Here is a 19,381-nt window from a genome sequence, read left to right as displayed (position 1 = left end):
ATGAAAAAACGAGTCATAGGAGCACTGCTCGCGCTAAGCCTGGTCAGCGGCATCGCTCAGGCGCTCACGCTGGATGAGGCGCGCAGCCAGGGCCGCGTCGGCGAAACGCTGAACGGCTATATCGCACCGCTGCGTCAGGATCGCGAGACGCTGGCGCTGGTTGAACGCATCAATAAAGCGCGTACCGAGAGCTATCAGCAGCTGGCGGATAGCAACAATATTCCGGTAGATGATGTCGCCAATATGGCGGGGCAGAAGCTGGTTGAGCGGGCAAAGCCGGGTGAGTATGTGCGCGGCATTAACGGTAAGTGGCTACGTAAACCGGGCGACCAGGGCCAGTGAAACCTCTGAAAAGCGCGCAGGTGAATAGCGCTTTTCACTATCATCAAAAGGTGCTCTTACCCGGAGATGATGCCCATGTACGCTTATAAAAAACCCGCACAGCCGATGCCTTCCGCTCGGCAAGAGCCGGAAGAGGAGGCGCCCGTCAGAAAGCACGCTGCGCTACGCGGGGGATTTGAAAGAATTATCTCTCCCTTTAGACGTCATTCATCTCAGGCAAAGAGCGGAGCAGGATCTGACGCACATGAACGCTATCGAAAAGCGGAAAACCTGATCGCCACGGGTTCCATTGGCAGCGTTTATCACTATGACGATGAGTACGTGATGAAGGATTACAGCGGTATCGTCGATCCCGATCGCAAAGGGCGTTTGCGTAGCGCAATGAACAATGCGGCGGCGTTTAATCGTCTTTACGGCGCAGGCAGTGCAAATGTGATGATGAGAAAGACGGACAATCCTCTGCAGAAAGCGGTCTCAGTAAAACTCAGGAGAATCAGCGGAGCGTCGCTGACGGACATTCTGGCGCAGGGGGATATCGGGCTTGCAGAAAGGGCTGTCGCCAGATATGCAAAAGGAGATGTAGCCACGCAGCTAGCGAAAAAACTTGAACTCGCCGGGGTCGATCACAATGACATTAATCTCGGCAATATTCTCTACGATCCGCAAACAGACAGCTTTAGCCTGATCGACTTTGACAGCTCACACATTAATCCGCCGGGCATGCCGCTCAATGAGTTTATGGTGCAGGAGTTGGTACGCAAGATTAACTACTACTTCAGAACCTTTATGCGCGAAGTGAATGCGCTAAAACAGGCTTAATACCTCTCTTCCACGGGGGGAAGAGAGGTATAACGCTTATGCGACGACGATGCTGTCGATCGCCGCTTTCGCGTCTTCCTGCGCTTTTGCCGCCACTTCCGGACCGTAGGCGATGCCTTCAGCAAAGACGAAGTTGACGTCGGTGATACCGATAAAGCCGAGGAACAGCGTCAGGTACGGAGCAACCAGGTCAGACGGGGTATCTTTATGAATACCGCCACGGCTGGAGACGATTACCGCACGTTTGCCAATAACCAGACCTTCCGGACCGTTTTCGGTGTAACGGAACGTCACGCCCGCACGCGCCACCAGGTCAAAGTAGTTTTTCAGCTGCGTCGGGATGTTGAAGTTGTACATCGGCGCGTTGATCACAATCACATCATGCGCCTGCAGTTCAGCAATCAGCTCGTCAGAGAGTGACAGCGCTTCCTGCTGACGCGGTGTCAGCGGCGCATCGCTCGGGCGCAGCGCGCCAACTAATTCACCGTCCAGCACCGGAATCGGGTTTGCAGCCAGATCGCGCACGGTGATCTCGTCATCAGCGTGCTTTGCGCGCCACTGTTCAACGAAATAATCAGAGAGCTGCGAAGATTGAGAATACCCTGCCAGAATGCTGGATTTAAGAACTAATACTTTACCCATTGGGTTGTTTCCTTTGTTGTATTTACGCTGGGTTGCCCCCGTGAATTCGTCACACTCTATTCACAATCCGCAATCATGAATAGCGCAATATATCGAAGCCCATGTTCGAATTTCTTGAACAAGAAAAGGGATGTTGCGATGTGCTATTCTACGCACATTGCAAACTGATCCAGTTTCCCGGCAGTGCTCTGCCCGATAAATCTATGACTGAACAACAAAAATTGACTATTAACGATCTCTACGCGCAGCTCGACACGCTGATGCTGCGCGATAAACAGCGCTTCGCCCGCCGTCTGCAGGGCAGCAAGAAAGTTAAAAATCCTGAATCTCACCAGGCCTTGTTACAACAGATCGCCGAAGAAGCAGCACAGGCGGCGGCGAAAGTGGCGCAGCGCGAAGCGTCTCGCCCGGTAATTGACTACCCGGAAAATCTGCCGGTCAGCCAGAAGAAACAGGCGATCCTCGAAGCGGTACGCGATAACCAGGTGGTGATTGTCGCCGGTGAAACCGGCTCCGGTAAAACCACACAGCTGCCGAAAATCTGTATGGAGCTGGGGCGCGGAATCAAAGGGCTGATTGGTCATACTCAGCCGCGCCGTCTTGCTGCGCGCACCGTGGCGAACCGTATTGCTGAAGAACTGAAGACCGAGCCGGGCGGCTGCGTTGGCTATAAAGTCCGCTTTAACGATCATGTCAGCGACAACACCCTCGTTAAGCTGATGACGGACGGTATCCTGCTGGCAGAGATTCAGCAGGATCGGCTGCTGATGCAGTACGACACCATCATTATCGATGAGGCGCACGAACGCAGCCTCAACATCGATTTTCTGCTCGGTTACCTGCGCGAGCTGCTGCCGCGCCGCCCGGATCTGAAAATCATCATCACCTCGGCGACCATCGATCCTGAGCGCTTCTCGCGCCACTTTAACAATGCGCCGATTATTGAAGTCTCCGGGCGCACCTATCCGGTGGAAGTGCGCTATCGCCCGATTGTTGAAGAGGCGGATGACACCGAGCGTGACCAGCTCCAGGCGATTTTCGATGCCGTGGATGAACTGGGACGTGAAAGCGCCGGCGACATTCTGATCTTTATGAGCGGCGAGCGCGAAATCCGCGATACGGCAGATGCGTTAAATAAACGCGATCTGCGCCATACGGAAATTTTGCCGCTCTATGCGCGCCTCTCCAACAGCGAGCAGAACCGCGTCTTTCAGCCGCACAGCGGGCGGCGCATTGTTCTGGCAACCAACGTAGCGGAAACCTCGCTCACCGTGCCCGGCATTAAGTATGTGATCGACCCCGGTACTGCGCGCATCAGCCGCTACAGCTACCGCACCAAAGTACAGCGTCTGCCGATTGAGCCGGTGTCGCAGGCCTCAGCCAACCAGCGTAAAGGGCGCTGCGGCCGTGTCTCGGAAGGGATCTGTATTCGTCTCTATTCGGAGGATGATTTCCTCTCGCGCCCGGAGTTTACCGACCCGGAGATCCTGCGTACCAACCTGGCATCAGTTATCCTGCAGATGACCGCGCTGGGGCTGGGCGATATCGCCGCTTTCCCGTTTGTCGAAGCGCCGGATAAACGCAATATTCAGGATGGTGTGCGCCTGCTGGAAGAGCTTGGCGCAATTGCCACCGACGAGCAGCAGACCGCCTATAAACTGACGCCGCTCGGTCGCCAGCTGTCGCAACTGCCGGTCGACCCGCGTCTGGCGCGCATGGTGCTGGAAGCGCAGAAACATGGCTGCGTGCGTGAAGCGATGATCATCACCTCGGCGCTGTCGATTCAGGATCCGCGCGAGCGGCCGCTGGATAAGAAACAGGCCTCGGATGAAAAACATCAGCGCTTCCACGACAAAGAGTCCGATTTCCTCGCCTTTGTGAACCTGTGGAACTACCTCGGCGAGCAGCAGAAAGCGCTCTCCTCAAACCAGTTCCGCCGCCAGTGCCGCGTCGATTACCTCAACTACCTGCGCGTGCGCGAATGGCAGGATATCTACACCCAGCTGCGCCAGGTGGTGAAAGAGTTGGGGATCCCGGTGAACAGCGAACCGGCAGAGTACCGCGAAATTCATATCGCGCTGCTTACCGGGCTGCTGTCGCATATCGGTATGAAAGATGCCGATAAGCAGGAGTTTACCGGCGCGCGCAACGCCCGTTTCTCCATCTTCCCTGGCTCCGGTCTGTTCAAGAAGCCGCCGAAGTGGACGATGGTGGCCGAACTGGTAGAAACCAGCCGCCTGTGGGGCCGCATTGCCGCGCGCATCGATCCCGAGTGGGTCGAGCCGGTTGCGCAGCATCTGATTAAACGCTCCTGGAGCGAACCGCACTGGGAGCGTTCGCAGGGCGCCGTGATGGCGATGGAGAAAGTGACGCTTTATGGTCTGCCGATTGTCGCCGCGCGTAAGGTCAATTACAGCCAGATCGATCCGGCGCTGTGTCGCGAGCTCTTTATTCGCCACGCGCTGGTGGAAGGGGACTGGCAAACCCGCCACGCCTTCTTCCGCGACAACCTGAAGCTGCGCGCCGAAGTGGAGGAGCTGGAGCATAAATCCCGCCGCCGCGACATTCTGGTGGATGATGAGACGCTGTTTGAGTTTTACGATCAGCGCATCAGCCATGAGGTCATTTCAGCCCGCCATTTCGACAGCTGGTGGAAGAAGGCGAGCCGTGAAACGCCGGATCTGCTCAACTTTGAAAAGAGCATGCTGATCAAAGAGGGCGCGGACAATGTCAGCAAGCTCGATTACCCGAACTTCTGGCATCAGGGCAACCTCAAACTGCGTCTGAGCTATCAGTTTGAACCGGGCGCGGATGCCGACGGCGTGACGGTACACATTCCGCTGCCGCTGCTCAATCAGGTGGAGGAGAGCGGTTTTGAGTGGCAGATCCCCGGCCTGCGCCGCGAACTGGTGATTGCGCTGATCAAATCGTTGCCGAAACCGACGCGCCGCAACTTCGTCCCCGCGCCGAACTATGCCGAAGCGTTTTTAGGCCGCGTGACGCCGCTGGAGATGCCGCTGCTCGACGCGCTGGAGCGCGAACTGCGCCGCATGACCGGCGTAACCGTCGATCGCGACGACTGGCACTGGGATCAGGTGCCCGATCATCTGAAAATCACCTTCCGCGTGGTGGATGACAAGAATAAGAAGCTGCTTGAAGGGCGCTCCCTGAGCGAATTGAAAGAGCAGCTGAAGGGCAAAGTGCAGGAGACGCTCTCGGCGGTGGCCGATGACGGCATTGAGCAGAGCGGGCTGCATATCTGGAGCTTTGGTCAGTTACCGGAAAGCTACGAGCAGAAGCGCGGCAGCTACAAAGTGAAGGCGTGGCCAGCGCTGGTTGATGAGCGCGACAGCGTGGCGATCAAGCTGTTCGATAACCCACAGGAGCAGCAAAATGCGATGTGGGCCGGTATTCGCCGCCTGCTGCTGCTGAATATCCCGTCGCCGATTAAATATCTGCACGAGAAGCTGCCGAACAAAGCCAAGCTGGGGCTCTACTTCAACCCGTACGGTAAAGTACTGGAGCTGATTGACGACTGCATCGCCTGTGGTATCGACAAACTGATTGATGAAGCGGGCGGCCTGGTGTGGACGGAGGAGGGCTTTGCCGCGCTGCATGAGAAAGTGCGCGCCGAGCTCAACGACACGGTGGTGGAGATCGCTAAACAGGTCGAACAGATCCTGATGGCGGTGTTAAATATCAACAAGCGTCTGAAAGGACGCGTGGATATGACCATGGCGCTGGGGTTATCGGATATCAAAGCGCAGATGAACGGGCTGGTCTATCGCGGTTTCGTCACCGGCAACGGCTTCCGCCGCCTCGGCGATACGCTGCGTTACCTTCAGGCGATTGAAAAACGGCTGGAGAAGCTGGCGGTCGATCCGCACCGCGATCGGGCGCAGATGCTGAAAGTGGAGCAGGTGCAGCAGGCGTGGCAGCAGTGGCTCAACAAGCTGCCGCCCGCGCGTCGTGACGATGAAGAGGTGAAGGCGGTTCGCTGGATGATCGAGGAGCTGCGCGTCAGCTTCTTCGCCCAACAGCTTGGCACGCCGTACCCTATCTCCGATAAACGCATTTTGCAGGCAATGGAGCAGATTAGCGCGTAATGCCTTTGTAGGCCACACGCGATGGGTTTGTAGGCCGGATAAGGCGCCAGCCGCCATCCGGCAGTTAACCATGGCTTAGCAAACGGAACAGTTCGCCATCCGCGCAGGATCGCCGGATGGCGCTACGCTTATCCGGCCTACGGTATCGAATTTACCCGCACGCAATGGTTTTGTAGGCCGGATAAGGCGTCAGCCGCCATCCGGCAGTTAACCATGCCTTAGCAAACGGAACAGTTCGCCATCCGCGCAGCATTGCCGGATGGCGCTACGCTTATCCGGCTTGCGGTTTTTACGAATTCACCCATGCCAGCGTAAAGCCATCCCATCCTTTGGTGCCGACGGTCTGCATTGCCGTCGCCGTCAGGTGCGGGTTGTCGCCAATCATCTCAATAAATTTGCGCACCCCCTGTACCCGGTCATCGGTGGAGGCGGGATTGGTGACTTCGCCGTCGCGCACCACGTTATCGCCAATAATCAGCGTGCCGGGACGCGAATAGTGCAGCGCCCACTTCAGGTAGTTCGGGTTATTGGGTTTATCGGCATCAATAAAGATCAGATCGAACGGCGGGCGCTCGCCAAGAGATTCCAGCGTTTCCAGCGCCGGGCCCTCTTTAACTTTCACCTGGCGGGTTAACCCGGCAAATTCGATGTTCTCCCTGGCAATCGCGGCATGTAACGCATCGAACTCCAGCGTCAGTAATTCACCATCGGAGGGCAACTCTCGCGCCATCCATACCGTGCTGTAAGCGCCCAGCGTGCCGATCTCAAGAATGCGTTTAGCGCGCGTCATCCGCACCAGCAGCGCCAGCAACTGACCCTGCATTGGCGAAACATCAATTTCAGGTAACCCGGCGCGCCGGTTATTGGCGAGGATCTGCGTCAGAACCTCATCTTCAGGGAGAAGCTGTTGTGCTAAGTACTCATCTACCGCGGACCATTTCTGCTGCATAGCATAACTCCTGGTGTTGTTGAGAATTACTGCATACCGGACCAGCCTCCACCCAGCGCGCGATAGAGATCCACCTGCGCCAGTAACAGATTATTTTTCACCTGCACGGCGTTGAGCTGCGCGCTCAAGAGCGTGCGCTGCGCATCAAGCACCGTCAGGTAGGAGGAGTAGCCGTTCTGGTAACGATTTTGTGCAATGCGCAGCGTCTCTTCCGCCACCTGCTGCTGACCTTCCAGTTCTGTCAACTGCTCGCCGAGGCGGGTGATGGCATCCAGGCTGTCATTCACCTCTCTGAACGCATTGCGCACGGTACTTTCATAGCCATAGAGCGCCTGGTTGCGCTGCGACATGGAGACATCCACCTGTGCATTCAGCGCCTGGCGGTTCAGCAGCGGCGCCAGAATGCTGCCGCCGATGTTCCACAGCCGCAGCGGGTTATCGAGCAGGCCGGGCAGGGTGTCGTCCTGCATACTGCCGCTGGCGGTCAGGTTGAGCGAGGGCAGCAGTTTCGCCTGCGATACCGCAAGCCCGGCATCGGCGGCAACCAGCTGGCGCTGGGCCTGCACGATATCCGGCCGCCGGTTAAGCAGCGTTGACGGTAACTGCGCTGGCAGCGACAGCGGCGTCAGTGCCTGGAAATCGCCGCGCTGGATTGCCCCCGGGTTGCTGCCAAGCAGCACGCTGAGCGCATTCTCCTGCTGGCTAATCTGGTGCTCCAGTTGCGGGATTTGCGCCCGCGTTGCGCGTAGTTCCGAATCCGACTGCATCAGCTCCAGCCGCGAGGTATAGCCGGTTTCATACTGACGCCGGGCGAGCCGCCAGGCATCTTCCCGCGCTTTTAACGTCGAGCGCGTGACACGCAGCTGCTCATCCAGTGATAACAGGGTGAGATAACCGGAGGCGACATTGGTGGCAACGGTTAAATCGGCCGCCGCAGCCGCCGCTTTTTGTGCCTCCAGCGACGCTTCTGCCGCCCGCGATGCGCTGCGGCTGGCTCCCCAGATATCGACATCGTAACTGGCGGTTAAATTGCCCTTATAGAGCGTGCTGTGCACCGGCTGACCGGTAGCGGCCGATTGCGAACGGGCGCGGGTGCCGGATAGACCGACATCCACTTCAGGAAATAGCGCGCCGTTGGCTGCATAGACTCGCGCCTGGTACTCATTAACCCGCTCGCGAGCGACCAGCACATCGCTGTTATAACGCAGGGCCTGATCGACATAGCGGTTGAGCTGGCTGTCGTGAAAGTTGCGCCACCAGACGCTGTCGACTTTACTCAGCGGCCCGCTTTCGCTGCGCCACGCCGCCGGGATCTGTAACGACGGCTGCGCGCGTTCCACATCAACCGACTGGCAGCCCGCCAGCAGCAGGCTGAGCGCGATAAGCGTCGGATAGCGCCTCATTGCTGCGCCTCCCGTGTATCAATATGCACCTGCACGGACATCCCCGGGCGCAGACGGGCAATCTCATCGGCTTTGCCCTCCACCTGAATGCGCACCGGAATACGCTGGGCGATTTTGACAAAGTTGCCGGTGGCGTTGTCCGGGCTGATGGCGCTGAACTCCACGCCCGTTGCCGGGGAGATGCTCTCAACCCGGCCGTTAAAGCTGCGGCCATCAAGGGCATCGACACTAAAGGTGACCGGCTGGCCGACAACAACATCGGCCAGCTGCGTCTCTTTCAGGTTGGCAATCACCCAGCGCTGGGCAGGAACCAGCGAGGTGAGATGCGTCCCGGCAGTGACATACGCGCCGAGGCGCACGCTGATCTGCCCAAGCTGGCCGTCGCGCGGGGCGACGATGCGCGTGTTTTGCAGATCGATCTGCGCCAGCTCCAGCGCCGCTTGGGCATTTTCCACATCCGCCTGCAGCGAGGCGCGATTGACGATGGTGGTTTGCAGATCCTGGCGCGACATCTCCAGCGTTGCCTGCGCCTGGGCGATATTGGCACTGTTCTGTGCGGCAGTTGCCAGCGCGGCATCACGCTCGCGAACAGAGAGGGAACCATCCGCCGTCAGCGCTTTGACGCGTTTTAAATCCGCCTGCGCCTGCAGGTTCTGCGCTTTGGCACTGGCGAGCGCCGCTTCATTCCGCGCGATCACCGCCTGCGCGCTTTTGCGCTGTTGCAGGTTGTTTTCCAGCGCAGCGCGCTTCATCGCCAGCGTCGCTTTTGCCTGATCGACGCGCTGACGATAGATGCGGTCGTCAATCTGCATAATCAGGTCGCCCTTTTTCACATTGACGAAATCCTGCACCGGCACTTCGGTGATATAACCATTCACCTGCGGGCTGATAAACGTCGTCTGCCCGCGCACATAGGCGTTATCCGTCGACTGCGTATGGCGCGTAAACGGCGGCAGCTGCCAGGCGTAAAGGATCACCAGCACGCCGACGATGACGATCGCCGCGGCGGTCATAAGGGACACCACGCGCACGTTGCTGCGGGTACTTGCCTGCTCTTTAGCGGCGTCCTGCTGGCTCATAGTAAGAACTCCAGTAATGTCATCATTATTATTTGTTACCCGTTGCCCGTTTCAGGGCCAGACGAGCGGTAATACGCAGGCGCAGCAAACGCCATGCAATCCATAATAGCGTGGCGGCAGCGACGCTCGCCGTCAGCATATAAGTGTCGTTATAAGCCAGTATCGTCGCCTGCAGCGTCGAGGCGGTCTGCAACTGTGTTACCGCCTGCACGCTGAGCAGGCTGCTATCGCCGATCATGCTCTGGTACATCTGGCTGTAGAGTTGCAGGCGCTCATTGACCAGCGGGTTAAGAGTGGTGAGCTGATCCGCCAGCATGCTTGAGTGGTACTTTTCGCGCCACGTCTGAAAGGTGCCGAGGATCGCCGAGCCCATCAGCCCGCCGATATTCTGGCTCATGCCAAACAGCACCGAGAAGCTGACGAGGTTGCGCGGTTCGGCAATGACACCACCAATCCCGGCCAGCATCGCAGGGGCGATAAAAAAGGCGCTGGCAAAGCCGAAGAGGAACTGGCTTATCATCAACTGATCCGGGCGCGTCAGGCTGGTTGACTGGCTATCCATCAGCGAGGCGACAATCATCAGCGCCAGCGCGGTGAGAATAGGCCAGCCGAGGCGCTGCGGTTTGATGGTCAGGCAGCTGGCGACAATCCCGCAGATAATCCCGGCCAGAATCGACCACGCCAGCCGGGTCATCTGTTCGTTTTGCAGGCCAACATACTGCAACCAGCCAAAAACCCCGGTGTTCTGCTCGGCAAGCACAATGCGGATCAGCAGCATAATCAGGCCGAGGCGCACAATACTGCCGCTGGAGAGCCAGCGGGTGTTGAGCAGCGGGTTCTTCCGGTTGTGCTCAAACACAATCGCCGAGACGATTAACACCAGCGCACCGGCCAGCGCCCAGCCGAGCCACGGCGTTTCAAACCACCAGTCGAGACGCCCGAGGGAGAGCACCGCGCAGAGCAGGGCCATGCCGGGGGCCAGCAGAAAGAAGGTGATGAAATCCTTCTTCTCAAACACCTTCTTGCGGTCGCCTGGCGGCAGCTTCAGTGCTATCACGCAGCCAAGCGAGATAAGCGCCAGCCCCAGTTCAAACAGATAGAGCCCGCGCCACTCGTCGAGTTGCAGCAGTTCGGTCGAGAAGAGGCGGGCAATCGGGATCGCCAGCGTCGAACCGGTAATGCCGATGGTCAGCGCTTTCAGGCGGTGCTTCGCCGGCCAGGCCTGAATTTGGTAGTAGATCCCAAGCGAGCTGAGCGCGGCGGCCACCATGCCGTGAGCACCGCGCACAAACAGCGCGGAGCTGAGATCGTTAATAAAGAGGTGGAAAAAGGTGACCAGCACATAGAGCACCAGAAACCCTTCGGTAAAGGCCCGCAGGCCATACTGCTGGCGAAACTTCACTAGCAGCAGGTTGATGGAGACGTTGGTCATCACGTACACCGCCGGGAGCCAGGCGATCTCCGTTGACCAGGCGGCAAAGGTGCCCTGCAAATTTTGCAGGTTCGCCGTCACCATCGCGTTACCCAGTGCGCCGGTCATGGAGACCAGCAAACCAACGATGCCATAGGCGATGCGCCGCGGCGTGCTGTGCCAGGGCGTTGAGGGAGAGCCGAGCAGCATCGGCTTTTCATGAGCGGCCCATTCACGCGGCGCGTAGGGGTCGCGTTTGGGTTCAGACATTACTTTTTGACCTCATGGGTAACGATAGACGGCAGATAAAAACATCGAGTGTGGTTATGCATGAAGACCTAAAGATTATCTTACTGAATAGTTAGGGGGCTAACGATTCTACGTGCGCCCATAAATGCAATGCAAGTGCATAAGAAAAATATAGATTACGCGCTGCATCGCAGTAGGGGAAGCGAGGAAAAATAGTCATTTAACGTGTGACGTTGTCACGAAAAGTGTTCTTTTTGTGCGGTGCGTAGGGGGTGAAAGCGCGATTAGGAGAGATCCTCTGTTCAGCTTCCGGCGTGCGGTTAGGCTTGAGACAGCAATGTGAAGGAGGTTTCCATGCTTAAAACAACATTTCCCGCTCTGCCTGAGCCGACGCTTGCCGCCGTTAATACGCTCGGTGAATGGCTGGCGCAAAATGACTTCACCGGCAAACCGTCGCCGGTGCGGGCAGATGTGGTGATCCTGGCGGGTAATGCCGTTATTCCGACCATTGAAGCGGCCTGCGGGCTGGCGGCGGCGCAAAAAACACCGCTGCTGATTAGCGGCGGTTTGGGCCATTCAACGACATTCCTCTATTCAGCCATTGCCCGCCATCCACGCTATAACGTGATTCGTACTACCGGGCGCGGCGAAGCGGCTATTCTCGCCGACATCGCGCGACAGTTCTGGAAAATTGATGAGAGCCAGCTACTGATTGAAGACCGCTCAACCAACAGCGGCGAGAATGCCCGTTTCAGCCTCGATATGTTGATAAGCCAGCACATCGCGCCGAAAACGGCGGTGATCGTTCAGGACCCGACCATGCAGCGACGCACGATGGCGACCTTTGCCCGCGCCAGCCAGCAGTGTACTAATGCACCGTACTGGTTCAGCTGGCCGGGCTTTACGCCACGGTTGATCAATACGCCGGATGGGCTGGCTTTCCAGCCTCGCGTTCGCGGGTTATGGCCCGTTGAACGTTATCTTTCACTGCTGATGGGGGAAGTGCCGCGCCTGCGGGATGACGCGAACGGGTATGGCCCTAACGGCCGCGATTACCTGGCGCATATTGAGTTCCCGCCGGAGATTGAGCAGGCCTGGCAAACCCTGCAGGCGGATTCTCAGCTCACCGAGGCCTTATCCCAGCGCGCGCTGTAAAGCCAATGCCCGTTTGCGTCAGCTGTGGCGCAAACGGGCAGCGCCATCTTCTAAACGCATAATTTTTTGTTCGCTTTTCCCGCCGCTTTTTTGCGTTCCCTCACAAAAGTTGCTCCTGAGCCTCGGCATCGCCCGCTGCGGCGATAGATTTTTAACAACACGTTAGCTTTTTAAAAACAATGCCATTACAGGAGCAGATCATGACAGCACCCGTACAACACCCGATGTTTATTGATGGGCAATTTGTCAGCTGGCAGGGCGAAGGCTGGCTTGATGTGATCAATCCGGCAACGGAAGAGGTTCTCGCGCGTATTCCAGACGGACGCGCCGAAGATGCACGTAAAGCCATCGAGGCCGCCGAGCGGGCACAGCCCGGCTGGGAATCGCTGCCCGCCATTGAGCGTGCCGGCTGGCTGCGAAAAATCGCCGCCGGCATTCGTGATAAAGCTAGCGAGATCAGCGCACTGATTGTCGCCGAAGGGGGCAAAATCCAGCAGCTCGCCGATGTCGAAGTCTCTTTCACCGCCGATTACATCGACTATATGGCCGAGTGGGCGCGCCGTTACGAAGGCGAGATCCTGCAAAGCGACCGCCCGAACGAGAATATCTTTGTCTTCAAACGCGCGCTGGGCGTGACCACCGGCATTCTGCCGTGGAACTTTCCGTTTTTCCTTATCGCCCGCAAAATGGCTCCTGCGCTTATCACTGGCAACACCATTGTCATCAAACCCAGCGAATTTACTCCGAGTAACGCTATTGCATTCGCCAAAATCGTTGAGCAAGTTGGCTTACCGAAAGGGGTCTTCAACCTGGTGCTCGGGCGCGGCGAAACCGTCGGACAGGAGCTGGCGGGTAACCCGAAAGTGGCGATGGTGAGCATGACCGGCAGCGTCGGCGCGGGGGAGAAGATCATGGCGGCGGCGGCAAAAAATATCACCAAAGTGTGCCTCGAGCTGGGCGGTAAAGCACCGGCGATTGTGCTCGATGATGCCGACCTTGAGCTGGCGGTGAAAGCGATTGTTGATTCAAGAGTGATCAACACCGGGCAGGTGTGTAACTGTGCCGAGCGCGTCTATGTGCAGAAGGGGATTTATGACCGTTTCGTCAACCGCCTCGGCGAAGCGATGAAAGCGGTGCAGTTTGGCGATCCGGCGCAGCGCAACGACATTGCGATGGGGCCGCTTATCAATGCTGCGGCTTTGCAGCGAGTGGAGGAGAAGGTGGCGCACGCCGTCGCCGAAGGGGCGCGAGTTGTCCTCGGCGGCGAAAAGGTTGCAGGAAAAGGGTACTTCTATCCGCCGACGCTGCTGCTGGATGTAAAGCAGGAGATGGCGATTATGCACGAGGAGACCTTTGGCCCGGTGCTGCCGGTAGTCGCATTCGACACGCTTGATGAAGCGCTGGCGATGGCCAATGACAGCGACTTTGGCCTCACTTCTTCGATCTACACCCGCGATCTCAACCAGGCGATGAAAGCGGTGCGCGGGCTGAAGTTCGGCGAAACCTACATCAACCGCGAGAACTTTGAAGCGATGCAGGGTTTCCACGCGGGCTGGCGCAAATCCGGCATTGGCGGCGCGGATGGCCGCCACGGCCTGAATGAATATCTGCAAACCCAGGTGGTTTACCTGCAATCGTGATAAGCCTGCCCCCGCAGTCGCGGGGGCGTTTTCACACCTTGGTTTCGATCCACGCCATCATCAACTCCGGCCAGACGGCAACCGGCAAGCCCAGCGCATCGCGAATACCAAACCCATGTTTTCCCTCCTCAAACAGATGCATCTCCACCGGCACGCCGAGGCGGCGCAGTGCGGAGAACATCACCACGCTGTTTTCCACTTTTACCGCCGGGTCGTCGACCGCATGCAGCAAAAAGGTCGGCGGCGTCTGGCTGTTGACCTGCTCCTCGGCGGAGTAGCGGCGGATCTGCGCCTCATCGGGCGTATCGCCAATCAGTTGCTGGCGCGACATCGGATGATCGATATCGGCATGCATAGTGATCACAGGGTAGACCAGCGCCATAAACGCCGGGCGGGCGCTCTGCGCATCAATTGCATCCAGCGGCGTATAGACCGAATCGTTGTAACGCGTGCCGAGACTCGCCGCCGCATGGCCGCCAGCGGAAAAGCCCATCACGCCAAGTTTGTCGGCATCAAGCTGCCAGCGCTCCGCCTGGGCGCGGATAAGGCGCATTGCCCGCTGCACATCTGCCAGCGGCGCGTCTGCCCCCTCCGCATGGCCATCACCGGGGAAGCGGTAGGTCATCACAAATAGGGTATAACCGCGTTCATTAAAGAAAGGGGCGAGGGCGCTGCCCTCTTTATCCAGCACCACGCGGCGATAAGAGCCGCCGGGCGTGACCAGAATGCCAACACCGTTAGGGTGCTGCGGCGCATAAACGGTGATTTCCGGTGCCCGCACGCCCGTCACCGAGCGATCGAACGGCGAGGGGCCGGTATGTTCTGTTTCCAGCTGAAATTGTATCGGGCTGACCTTCGCTCCTGGCGCTTCGCCCTGCGGCCAGACGGGAAACGTGATGGCGCGCGCGACGGCGTGCTCCATTAAACTCAGTAGTGTTTGCGGCGTCAGATTATCCACACAGGCTCCTTATGTTTTGTACTTATTCAGTATTACGTTGTCGGGTTTTACTGCGCAAACCATACGCGCTGCGTACGCGCTAAGTGGCTGAAAAGTGATACAGAAAAGTTAATGAATTTTTAAGGAAACCCCGTTATGTTGAAGGCCGGTTCGTTCTTTCAGGGGTTTCTTATGCGTAGCAACTATTCCGGCCCGCAGATCGCCATCCACTGGTTGGTGGTGCTGCTGGTCGTCGGCGCATACTGCGCCATGGAGTTTCGCGGATTTGCGCCGCGCAGTTACCGGCCATATTTCAATATTGTCCATGTCTCATGCGGTATCTCTGTTCTCGTGCTGATGGTTGCGCGGCTACTGGTGCGGCTAAAACATCCGGCACCGCCTATTACGCCCAAACCTTCCGCGATGATGACCGGGCTGGCGCACCTCGGGCATCTGGCGATTTATCTGCTGTTTATCGCCTTGCCGCTGCTGGGCCTGCTGATGATGTATAACCGCGGCGGCCCGTGGATCGCCTTCGGCCTGCCGATGCCCCACGCCGCCGAGGCTAATTTCGATCTGGTCGACACGCTCAAGGAGTACCATGAGCTTCTCGCCACGCTCGGTTACTTTATTGTTGGCCTGCATGCCGCTGCCGCACTGCTGCACCATTACTTTTTCAAGGACAATACGCTGCTGCGTATGATGCCGAAAAAGCGCGAACGATAACGCCTTCTGCCCGGTGACATCCGTGACCGGGCTGCACCCCCTGCGAAATTTCTTACCCGTTTTTGCGTAACTTGCCCCAGAATGCTGTGATCCCGCCTGATTTTTGTAAGAAAAAGCTGGGGAGAAATCACATTTTCTATCATCGCCTGTGGGCGAAATTCGAACAAGCAGTGTAGATAGTATATCTATTATAGAAACACTATCGAGAGCGGGAGAGGCAAATGACACAGCCAGTACAGGAATCATTCGACCGGGTGGCTGCCGATGCGCAGGCCGGCGGATCGCGCAAATTACGTAAAGTTCTGCTTGCCACCGGCATCGGGCATTTTGTGGAGTGGTTTGATTTCGGTCTCTACGGCACGCTGGCGGCTATTATCGGTCTGCAATTTTTTCAATCCTCCAGCCCCAGCGTTGCGCTGCTCTCATCTTTCGCGGTGTTTGGTGCCGGGTTTATCATGCGCCCGCTCGGTGGGCTATTCTTCGGCTCGCTGGGCGATCGCAAAGGGCGGCAGAAGGTGCTGGCAACGGTGATTTTGCTCACCTCGGGTGCAACTTTTGTGATGGGGTTGCTGCCGACCTATCACCAGATTGGGATCACCGCCACGGTACTGCTGGTGATCACCCGCCTGGTGCAGGGCTTTGCCGCAGGCGGTGAAAGCTCGGGCGCCACAACGTATCTGGCTGAGTACGCTCCGACCGCCAGACGCGGTTATTTCACCTGCTGGATCGACAACTTTGGTTTTATGGCATTTGTCGTCGGCTCCGGGCTGGTGTTTCTGCTCACCGCGACACTCGGCGAGAGCACCATGAACGACTGGGGCTGGCGCATTCCTTTCCTGATCGCCGGGCCGCTCGGCTGGGTCGGGCTCTATCTGCGCAGGCATCTGGAAGATTCGCCGGAATTTCTCGAGGCGATGAAAAGCGGGCAGATTGAAACCGCGCCGCTGCGCAAAGCGGTAACCACTGCCTGGCGCGCTCTGCTCTTCTGTGTCGGGTTTGTGGTGATCAAAGCGGTGGGGCACTGGACGCTACAAACGTTTATGCCGAGCTATCTCGCCACGGAGCTCCATTTCAGTAAATTAAACGCTTACGCCATCACCACCATTGGCCTCTTCTCCGTTGCGGTGCTGGTGCCGTTTATGGGTTATCTCTCTGACAAGTACGGCCGTAAGCCGCTGATGCTGGCGGGTTGTGCGGGGTTTATTTTGCTGAGTTACCCGGCGATGATGATCATGGCCAATGGCGATGTGCTGTCAGCGGTGCTGGCGATGGTGATGCTCGGCGCGTTTATCGCGGCCTTTGATGGCGCCTGCACGGCGGCGATGGCCGAGCTCTTTCCAACCAACGTGCGCTACGGCGGCCTGTCGATTGCCTATAACTTTGCCGTCGCCTTCTTTGGCGGCATCACGCCGTGGTTCTCCGCGTGGCTTATCACGTCGACAGGCGATAAGTTTTCACCCGCCTTCTATGTCATGGGGGCTGCGTTAATCACCTTCATTACGGTGATGCGCGCCCGTGAAACGGCCGGACAACCTTTAAAACGTTAAAATAATGCCCGGTGGGGATTATCTCGCCGGGTTATAAAATGATCGATATATTCTCGCTGTGAAATATAATATATCCACTGCGAAAGCACTTAGGTGGAAAGTTTTATCCCATAGGGGCACAGCGGAAATAAGCATTCGTTTTGTTTATCACATTCGCGCAAAGAAATATTATCATTCCCTGGACATGAGCAACTATTTTTTAAAGTATTCCAGATGGTTGGGAAATAGGGCATGGTATGGATAACTTTGAATTCATGCATTCTGCCATCTATGATAATTCCTTTTGAATCAGTAACTAATATATTCCCCGGGCGCAGGAAATAGTGGCCCCGGTACCAGACAATCACCGCTTTGTCCTGCTGTGTCCTGGCTAAAGCAAATGCCGTGCCTGTGGCAGGGGAAACTAACATATCCGTAATATTCCAGCGCATACATCTTCCTTACATAATATCTACTCATTCGCCAGGAAGAATCTTAGCAAACAATATAGAAAGAACCTAAGCGAAACGTTAATTTAAGTTCAATATGCTAAACGAGAATAATATTTAAAAATTTTTACGCTAAGTTGTGCGCTGAAACATGCTAACGGGGAAAGTGTTCTGTGAAATTAATAACCTGAGTTAATATATGGTTATTTTGCTGACAGGCCAAAACTCCCTTTTAGCTATTATCTTTTGTGATGCTAGCGAGTTATCAATTCATAATTAATCCCTCTGAGGGTCAGGCGACGAGCAGGATAATTAACACCATTGGCCGCTCTGGCGCTTTAACAGCCATACTCGTTTTCCTCCCCTAAACGTTCGTTTGCATGACCATCGCCACTACGTTACCATACCCCCCTATAGTATCCAGGAGGTTCTATGCCCCATTCACCTGAAGATAAAAAACGCGTGCTGACGCGGGTGCGGCGTATTCGCGGCCAGGTTGACGCGCTGGAGCGGGCGCTGGAAAACGGCGAACCCTGCATCGCAATTTTGCAACAAATCGCCGCCGTGCGCGGCGCAGCCAATGGCCTGATGGGCGAAATGGTTGAAATTCACCTGAAAGATGAGCTGGTCGCCGGCGAGACCACCGCCAATCAACGCGCAGTGCGGATGGCAGAAGTCGGCCATCTGCTACGCTCTTATCTAAAATAAGCAACACCGTATACATAAAAAGGAAAGCGAGATGAAATCACGTGCAGCTGTAGCCTTCGGGCCAGGCCAACCCCTCAAGATTGTCGAGATCGACGTTGCGCCACCCAAGAAAGGGGAAGTGCTGGTTCGCATTACGCACACCGGTGTTTGCCATACCGATGCCTTTACCCTCTCTGGTGACGATCCGGAAGGCGTTTTCCCGGCGGTGCTCGGTCATGAAGGCGGCGGTATCGTTGTGGAAGTGGGCGAGGGCGTCACCAGCCTGAAACCGGGCGACCATGTTATTCCGCTGTACACCGCCGAGTGTGGCGAGTGCAAATTCTGTAAATCGGGCAAAACCAACCTCTGCCAGGCCGTGCGTGCCACGCAGGGTAAAGGTCTGATGCCGGACGGCACCACCCGTTTCTCCTATAACGGCGAGCCGATTTATCACTACATGGGCACCAGCACCTTCAGCGAATATACCGTCTGTGCAGAGATCTCTCTGGCGAAGGTCAACGAAGAAGCGCCGCTGGATAAGGTCTGCCTGCTGGGTTGCGGCGTTACCACCGGCATTGGCGCGGTACATAACACGGCGAAAGTGAAAGAGGGCGATACCGTTGCCATCTTTGGCCTCGGCGGTATCGGGCTTGCAGCCATTCAGGGCGCGGTACAGGCAAAAGCGGGCCGCATCCTGGCAATTGATACCAACCCGGATAAATTCGCGCTGGCGAAAGAGATGGGCGCGACCGACTTTATCAACCCGAAAGATCACGATCGCCCGATTCAGGAAGTGATTGTGGAAATGACCGATGGCGGCGTTGATTACAGCTTTGAATGTATTGGCAACGTGAATGTCATGCGCGCAGCGCTTGAGTGCTGCCACAAAGGTTGGGGCGAAAGCGTCATTATCGGTGTGGCGGGCGCAGGCCAGGAGATCAGCACTCGTCCGTTCCAGCTGGTCACCGGTCGTGTATGGCGCGGCTCTGCATTTGGCGGCGTTAAAGGCCGCAGCCAGCTGCCGGGCATGGTGGAAGATGCGATGGCGGGCAAAATCCGTCTCGACCCGTTCATCACTCACCGTCTGCCGCTGGACAAAATTAACGAAGCTTTCGATCTGATGCATGAAGGCAAATCGATCCGCACCGTGATCCATTTCGGCGAAAAGTAATCTCCCTTCGCGCCAGCGGGCCCTCCGCTGGCGCAACCAAACTCCAAATCTGTGACCGCCGTTGCGCTTTTCACCATAAGAAAAATCCAA

16 protein-coding genes are annotated in these 19,381 nt (G+C 57.0%); 9 read left to right on the top strand and 7 right to left on the bottom strand.

All coding sequences use genetic code 11. The features are described 5' to 3' along the window. A complete protein-coding gene (locus tag IAE50_RS10335; RefSeq protein WP_200133635.1) occupies positions 1–342 on the top strand; it encodes a YdbL family protein in 342 nt (113 codons plus the stop codon). Positions 343–417: 75 nt separating this feature from the next. After that, entirely contained in the window at positions 418–1,161 is a 744-nt protein-coding gene (locus IAE50_RS10330; RefSeq protein WP_200580212.1) for a lipopolysaccharide kinase InaA family protein, read from the top strand. Between the two features lie 36 nt (positions 1,162–1,197). Here IAE50_RS10330 and azoR read toward each other — a convergent pair whose 3' ends face one another. Next, on the bottom strand, positions 1,198–1,803 hold the full coding sequence (gene azoR, locus IAE50_RS10325; RefSeq protein WP_200580211.1) for an FMN-dependent NADH-azoreductase: 606 nt from the start codon (positions 1,801–1,803) through the stop codon (positions 1,198–1,200). Between the two features lie 203 nt (positions 1,804–2,006). On the opposite strand from azoR, the gene hrpA reads away from it, so the two are divergent. Then, positions 2,007–5,909 (top strand): ATP-dependent RNA helicase HrpA, encoded by a 3,903-nt coding sequence (gene hrpA, locus IAE50_RS10320; protein WP_200580210.1) that lies wholly within the window; start codon positions 2,007–2,009, stop codon positions 5,907–5,909. A 289-nt stretch (positions 5,910–6,198) separates the two neighbouring features. Here the strand turns inward: hrpA and IAE50_RS10315 are convergent, their stop codons facing one another. Genes IAE50_RS10315 through IAE50_RS10300 form a run of 4 tightly spaced genes read right to left on the bottom strand, consistent with a single transcriptional unit; the run spans position 6,199 to position 11,021 of the window. After that, positions 6,199–6,858, bottom strand: coding sequence for an O-methyltransferase (locus tag IAE50_RS10315; protein WP_200580209.1), 660 nt, complete (start codon positions 6,856–6,858; stop codon positions 6,199–6,201). Between the two features lie 26 nt (positions 6,859–6,884). Continuing rightward, positions 6,885–8,261, bottom strand: a complete 1,377-nt coding sequence (locus IAE50_RS10310; protein ID WP_200580208.1) for an efflux transporter outer membrane subunit — start codon at positions 8,259–8,261, stop codon at positions 6,885–6,887. Continuing rightward, positions 8,258–9,340, bottom strand: coding sequence for an HlyD family secretion protein (locus IAE50_RS10305; RefSeq protein ID WP_200580207.1), 1,083 nt, complete (start codon positions 9,338–9,340; stop codon positions 8,258–8,260). Before IAE50_RS10305 ends, IAE50_RS10310 begins: the two co-directional genes overlap by 4 nt. 28 nt (positions 9,341–9,368) lie before the next feature. Continuing rightward, positions 9,369–11,021, bottom strand: a complete 1,653-nt coding sequence (locus IAE50_RS10300) for an MFS transporter (RefSeq protein WP_200133586.1) — start codon at positions 11,019–11,021, stop codon at positions 9,369–9,371. A 333-nt stretch (positions 11,022–11,354) separates the two neighbouring features. Here IAE50_RS10300 and IAE50_RS10295 point away from each other — a divergent pair, with 333 nt between their 5' ends. Together IAE50_RS10295 and aldA are read left to right on the top strand one after the other, a co-directional pair. Next, on the top strand, positions 11,355–12,155 hold the full coding sequence (locus IAE50_RS10295) for a YdcF family protein (protein WP_200580206.1): 801 nt from the start codon (positions 11,355–11,357) through the stop codon (positions 12,153–12,155). Positions 12,156–12,355: 200 nt separating this feature from the next. Further along, positions 12,356–13,795: an aldehyde dehydrogenase gene (aldA, locus tag IAE50_RS10290; protein ID WP_200580205.1), complete on the top strand. Its 1,440-nt coding sequence runs from the start codon at positions 12,356–12,358 to the stop codon at positions 13,793–13,795. Between the two features lie 31 nt (positions 13,796–13,826). Here the strand turns inward: aldA and IAE50_RS10285 are convergent, their stop codons facing one another. After that, entirely contained in the window at positions 13,827–14,753 is a 927-nt protein-coding gene (locus IAE50_RS10285; RefSeq protein WP_200580204.1) for an alpha/beta hydrolase, read from the bottom strand. A gap of 171 nt (positions 14,754–14,924) precedes the next feature. On the opposite strand from IAE50_RS10285, the gene cybB reads away from it, so the two are divergent. Both cybB and IAE50_RS10275 read left to right on the top strand, forming a co-directional pair. Next, complete coding sequence (cybB, locus tag IAE50_RS10280) at positions 14,925–15,458, top strand: cytochrome b561 (protein ID WP_054803634.1); 534 nt, start codon at positions 14,925–14,927, stop codon at positions 15,456–15,458. Positions 15,459–15,679: 221 nt separating this feature from the next. Further along, positions 15,680–17,005: an MFS transporter gene (locus IAE50_RS10275; RefSeq protein ID WP_200580203.1), complete on the top strand. Its 1,326-nt coding sequence runs from the start codon at positions 15,680–15,682 to the stop codon at positions 17,003–17,005. Between the two features lie 89 nt (positions 17,006–17,094). Here the strand turns inward: IAE50_RS10275 and IAE50_RS10270 are convergent, their stop codons facing one another. Beyond that, positions 17,095–17,436, bottom strand: coding sequence for an anti-adapter protein iraM (locus tag IAE50_RS10270; protein ID WP_148285608.1), 342 nt, complete (start codon positions 17,434–17,436; stop codon positions 17,095–17,097). 429 nt (positions 17,437–17,865) lie between these two features. Between IAE50_RS10270 and IAE50_RS10265 the strand changes: the two genes are divergently transcribed. Continuing rightward, positions 17,866–18,141: a metal/formaldehyde-sensitive transcriptional repressor gene (locus tag IAE50_RS10265; RefSeq protein ID WP_200580202.1), complete on the top strand. Its 276-nt coding sequence runs from the start codon at positions 17,866–17,868 to the stop codon at positions 18,139–18,141. A gap of 31 nt (positions 18,142–18,172) precedes the next feature. After that, complete coding sequence (locus IAE50_RS10260; protein WP_023478640.1) at positions 18,173–19,291, top strand: S-(hydroxymethyl)glutathione dehydrogenase/class III alcohol dehydrogenase; 1,119 nt, start codon at positions 18,173–18,175, stop codon at positions 19,289–19,291. Positions 19,292–19,381 lie beyond the last annotated feature (90 nt).

It is taken from the genome of Kosakonia sp. S42 (assembly GCF_016624785.1).
Taxonomy (GTDB): domain Bacteria; phylum Pseudomonadota; class Gammaproteobacteria; order Enterobacterales; family Enterobacteriaceae; genus Kosakonia; species Kosakonia cowanii.
Note: the sequence above shows the minus strand (reverse complement) of the source record. Positions and strands in the feature narration are given on the sequence as shown.

Excerpts from the sequence above, each read along its gene's own strand:
- IAE50_RS10335 (WP_200133635.1), top strand. The coding sequence starts at position 1 with ATGAAAAAACGAGTCATAGGAGCACTGCTCGCGCTAAGCCTGGTCAGC.
- IAE50_RS10275 (WP_200580203.1), top strand. The coding sequence starts at position 15,680 with ATGACACAGCCAGTACAGGAATCATTCGACCGGGTGGCTGCCGATGCG.
- azoR (WP_200580211.1), bottom strand. The coding sequence starts at position 1,803 with ATGGGTAAAGTATTAGTTCTTAAATCCAGCATTCTGGCAGGGTATTCT.
- hrpA (WP_200580210.1), top strand. The coding sequence starts at position 2,007 with ATGACTGAACAACAAAAATTGACTATTAACGATCTCTACGCGCAGCTC.
- IAE50_RS10260 (WP_023478640.1), top strand. The coding sequence starts at position 18,173 with ATGAAATCACGTGCAGCTGTAGCCTTCGGGCCAGGCCAACCCCTCAAG.
- IAE50_RS10295 (WP_200580206.1), top strand. The coding sequence starts at position 11,355 with ATGCTTAAAACAACATTTCCCGCTCTGCCTGAGCCGACGCTTGCCGCC.
- cybB (WP_054803634.1), top strand. The coding sequence starts at position 14,925 with ATGCGTAGCAACTATTCCGGCCCGCAGATCGCCATCCACTGGTTGGTG.
- IAE50_RS10305 (WP_200580207.1), bottom strand. The coding sequence starts at position 9,340 with ATGAGCCAGCAGGACGCCGCTAAAGAGCAGGCAAGTACCCGCAGCAAC.
- IAE50_RS10300 (WP_200133586.1), bottom strand. The coding sequence starts at position 11,021 with ATGTCTGAACCCAAACGCGACCCCTACGCGCCGCGTGAATGGGCCGCT.
- IAE50_RS10270 (WP_148285608.1), bottom strand. The coding sequence starts at position 17,436 with ATGCGCTGGAATATTACGGATATGTTAGTTTCCCCTGCCACAGGCACG.
- IAE50_RS10265 (WP_200580202.1), top strand. The coding sequence starts at position 17,866 with ATGCCCCATTCACCTGAAGATAAAAAACGCGTGCTGACGCGGGTGCGG.
- IAE50_RS10310 (WP_200580208.1), bottom strand. The coding sequence starts at position 8,261 with ATGAGGCGCTATCCGACGCTTATCGCGCTCAGCCTGCTGCTGGCGGGC.
- IAE50_RS10315 (WP_200580209.1), bottom strand. The coding sequence starts at position 6,858 with ATGCAGCAGAAATGGTCCGCGGTAGATGAGTACTTAGCACAACAGCTT.
- IAE50_RS10330 (WP_200580212.1), top strand. The coding sequence starts at position 418 with ATGTACGCTTATAAAAAACCCGCACAGCCGATGCCTTCCGCTCGGCAA.
- aldA (WP_200580205.1), top strand. The coding sequence starts at position 12,356 with ATGACAGCACCCGTACAACACCCGATGTTTATTGATGGGCAATTTGTC.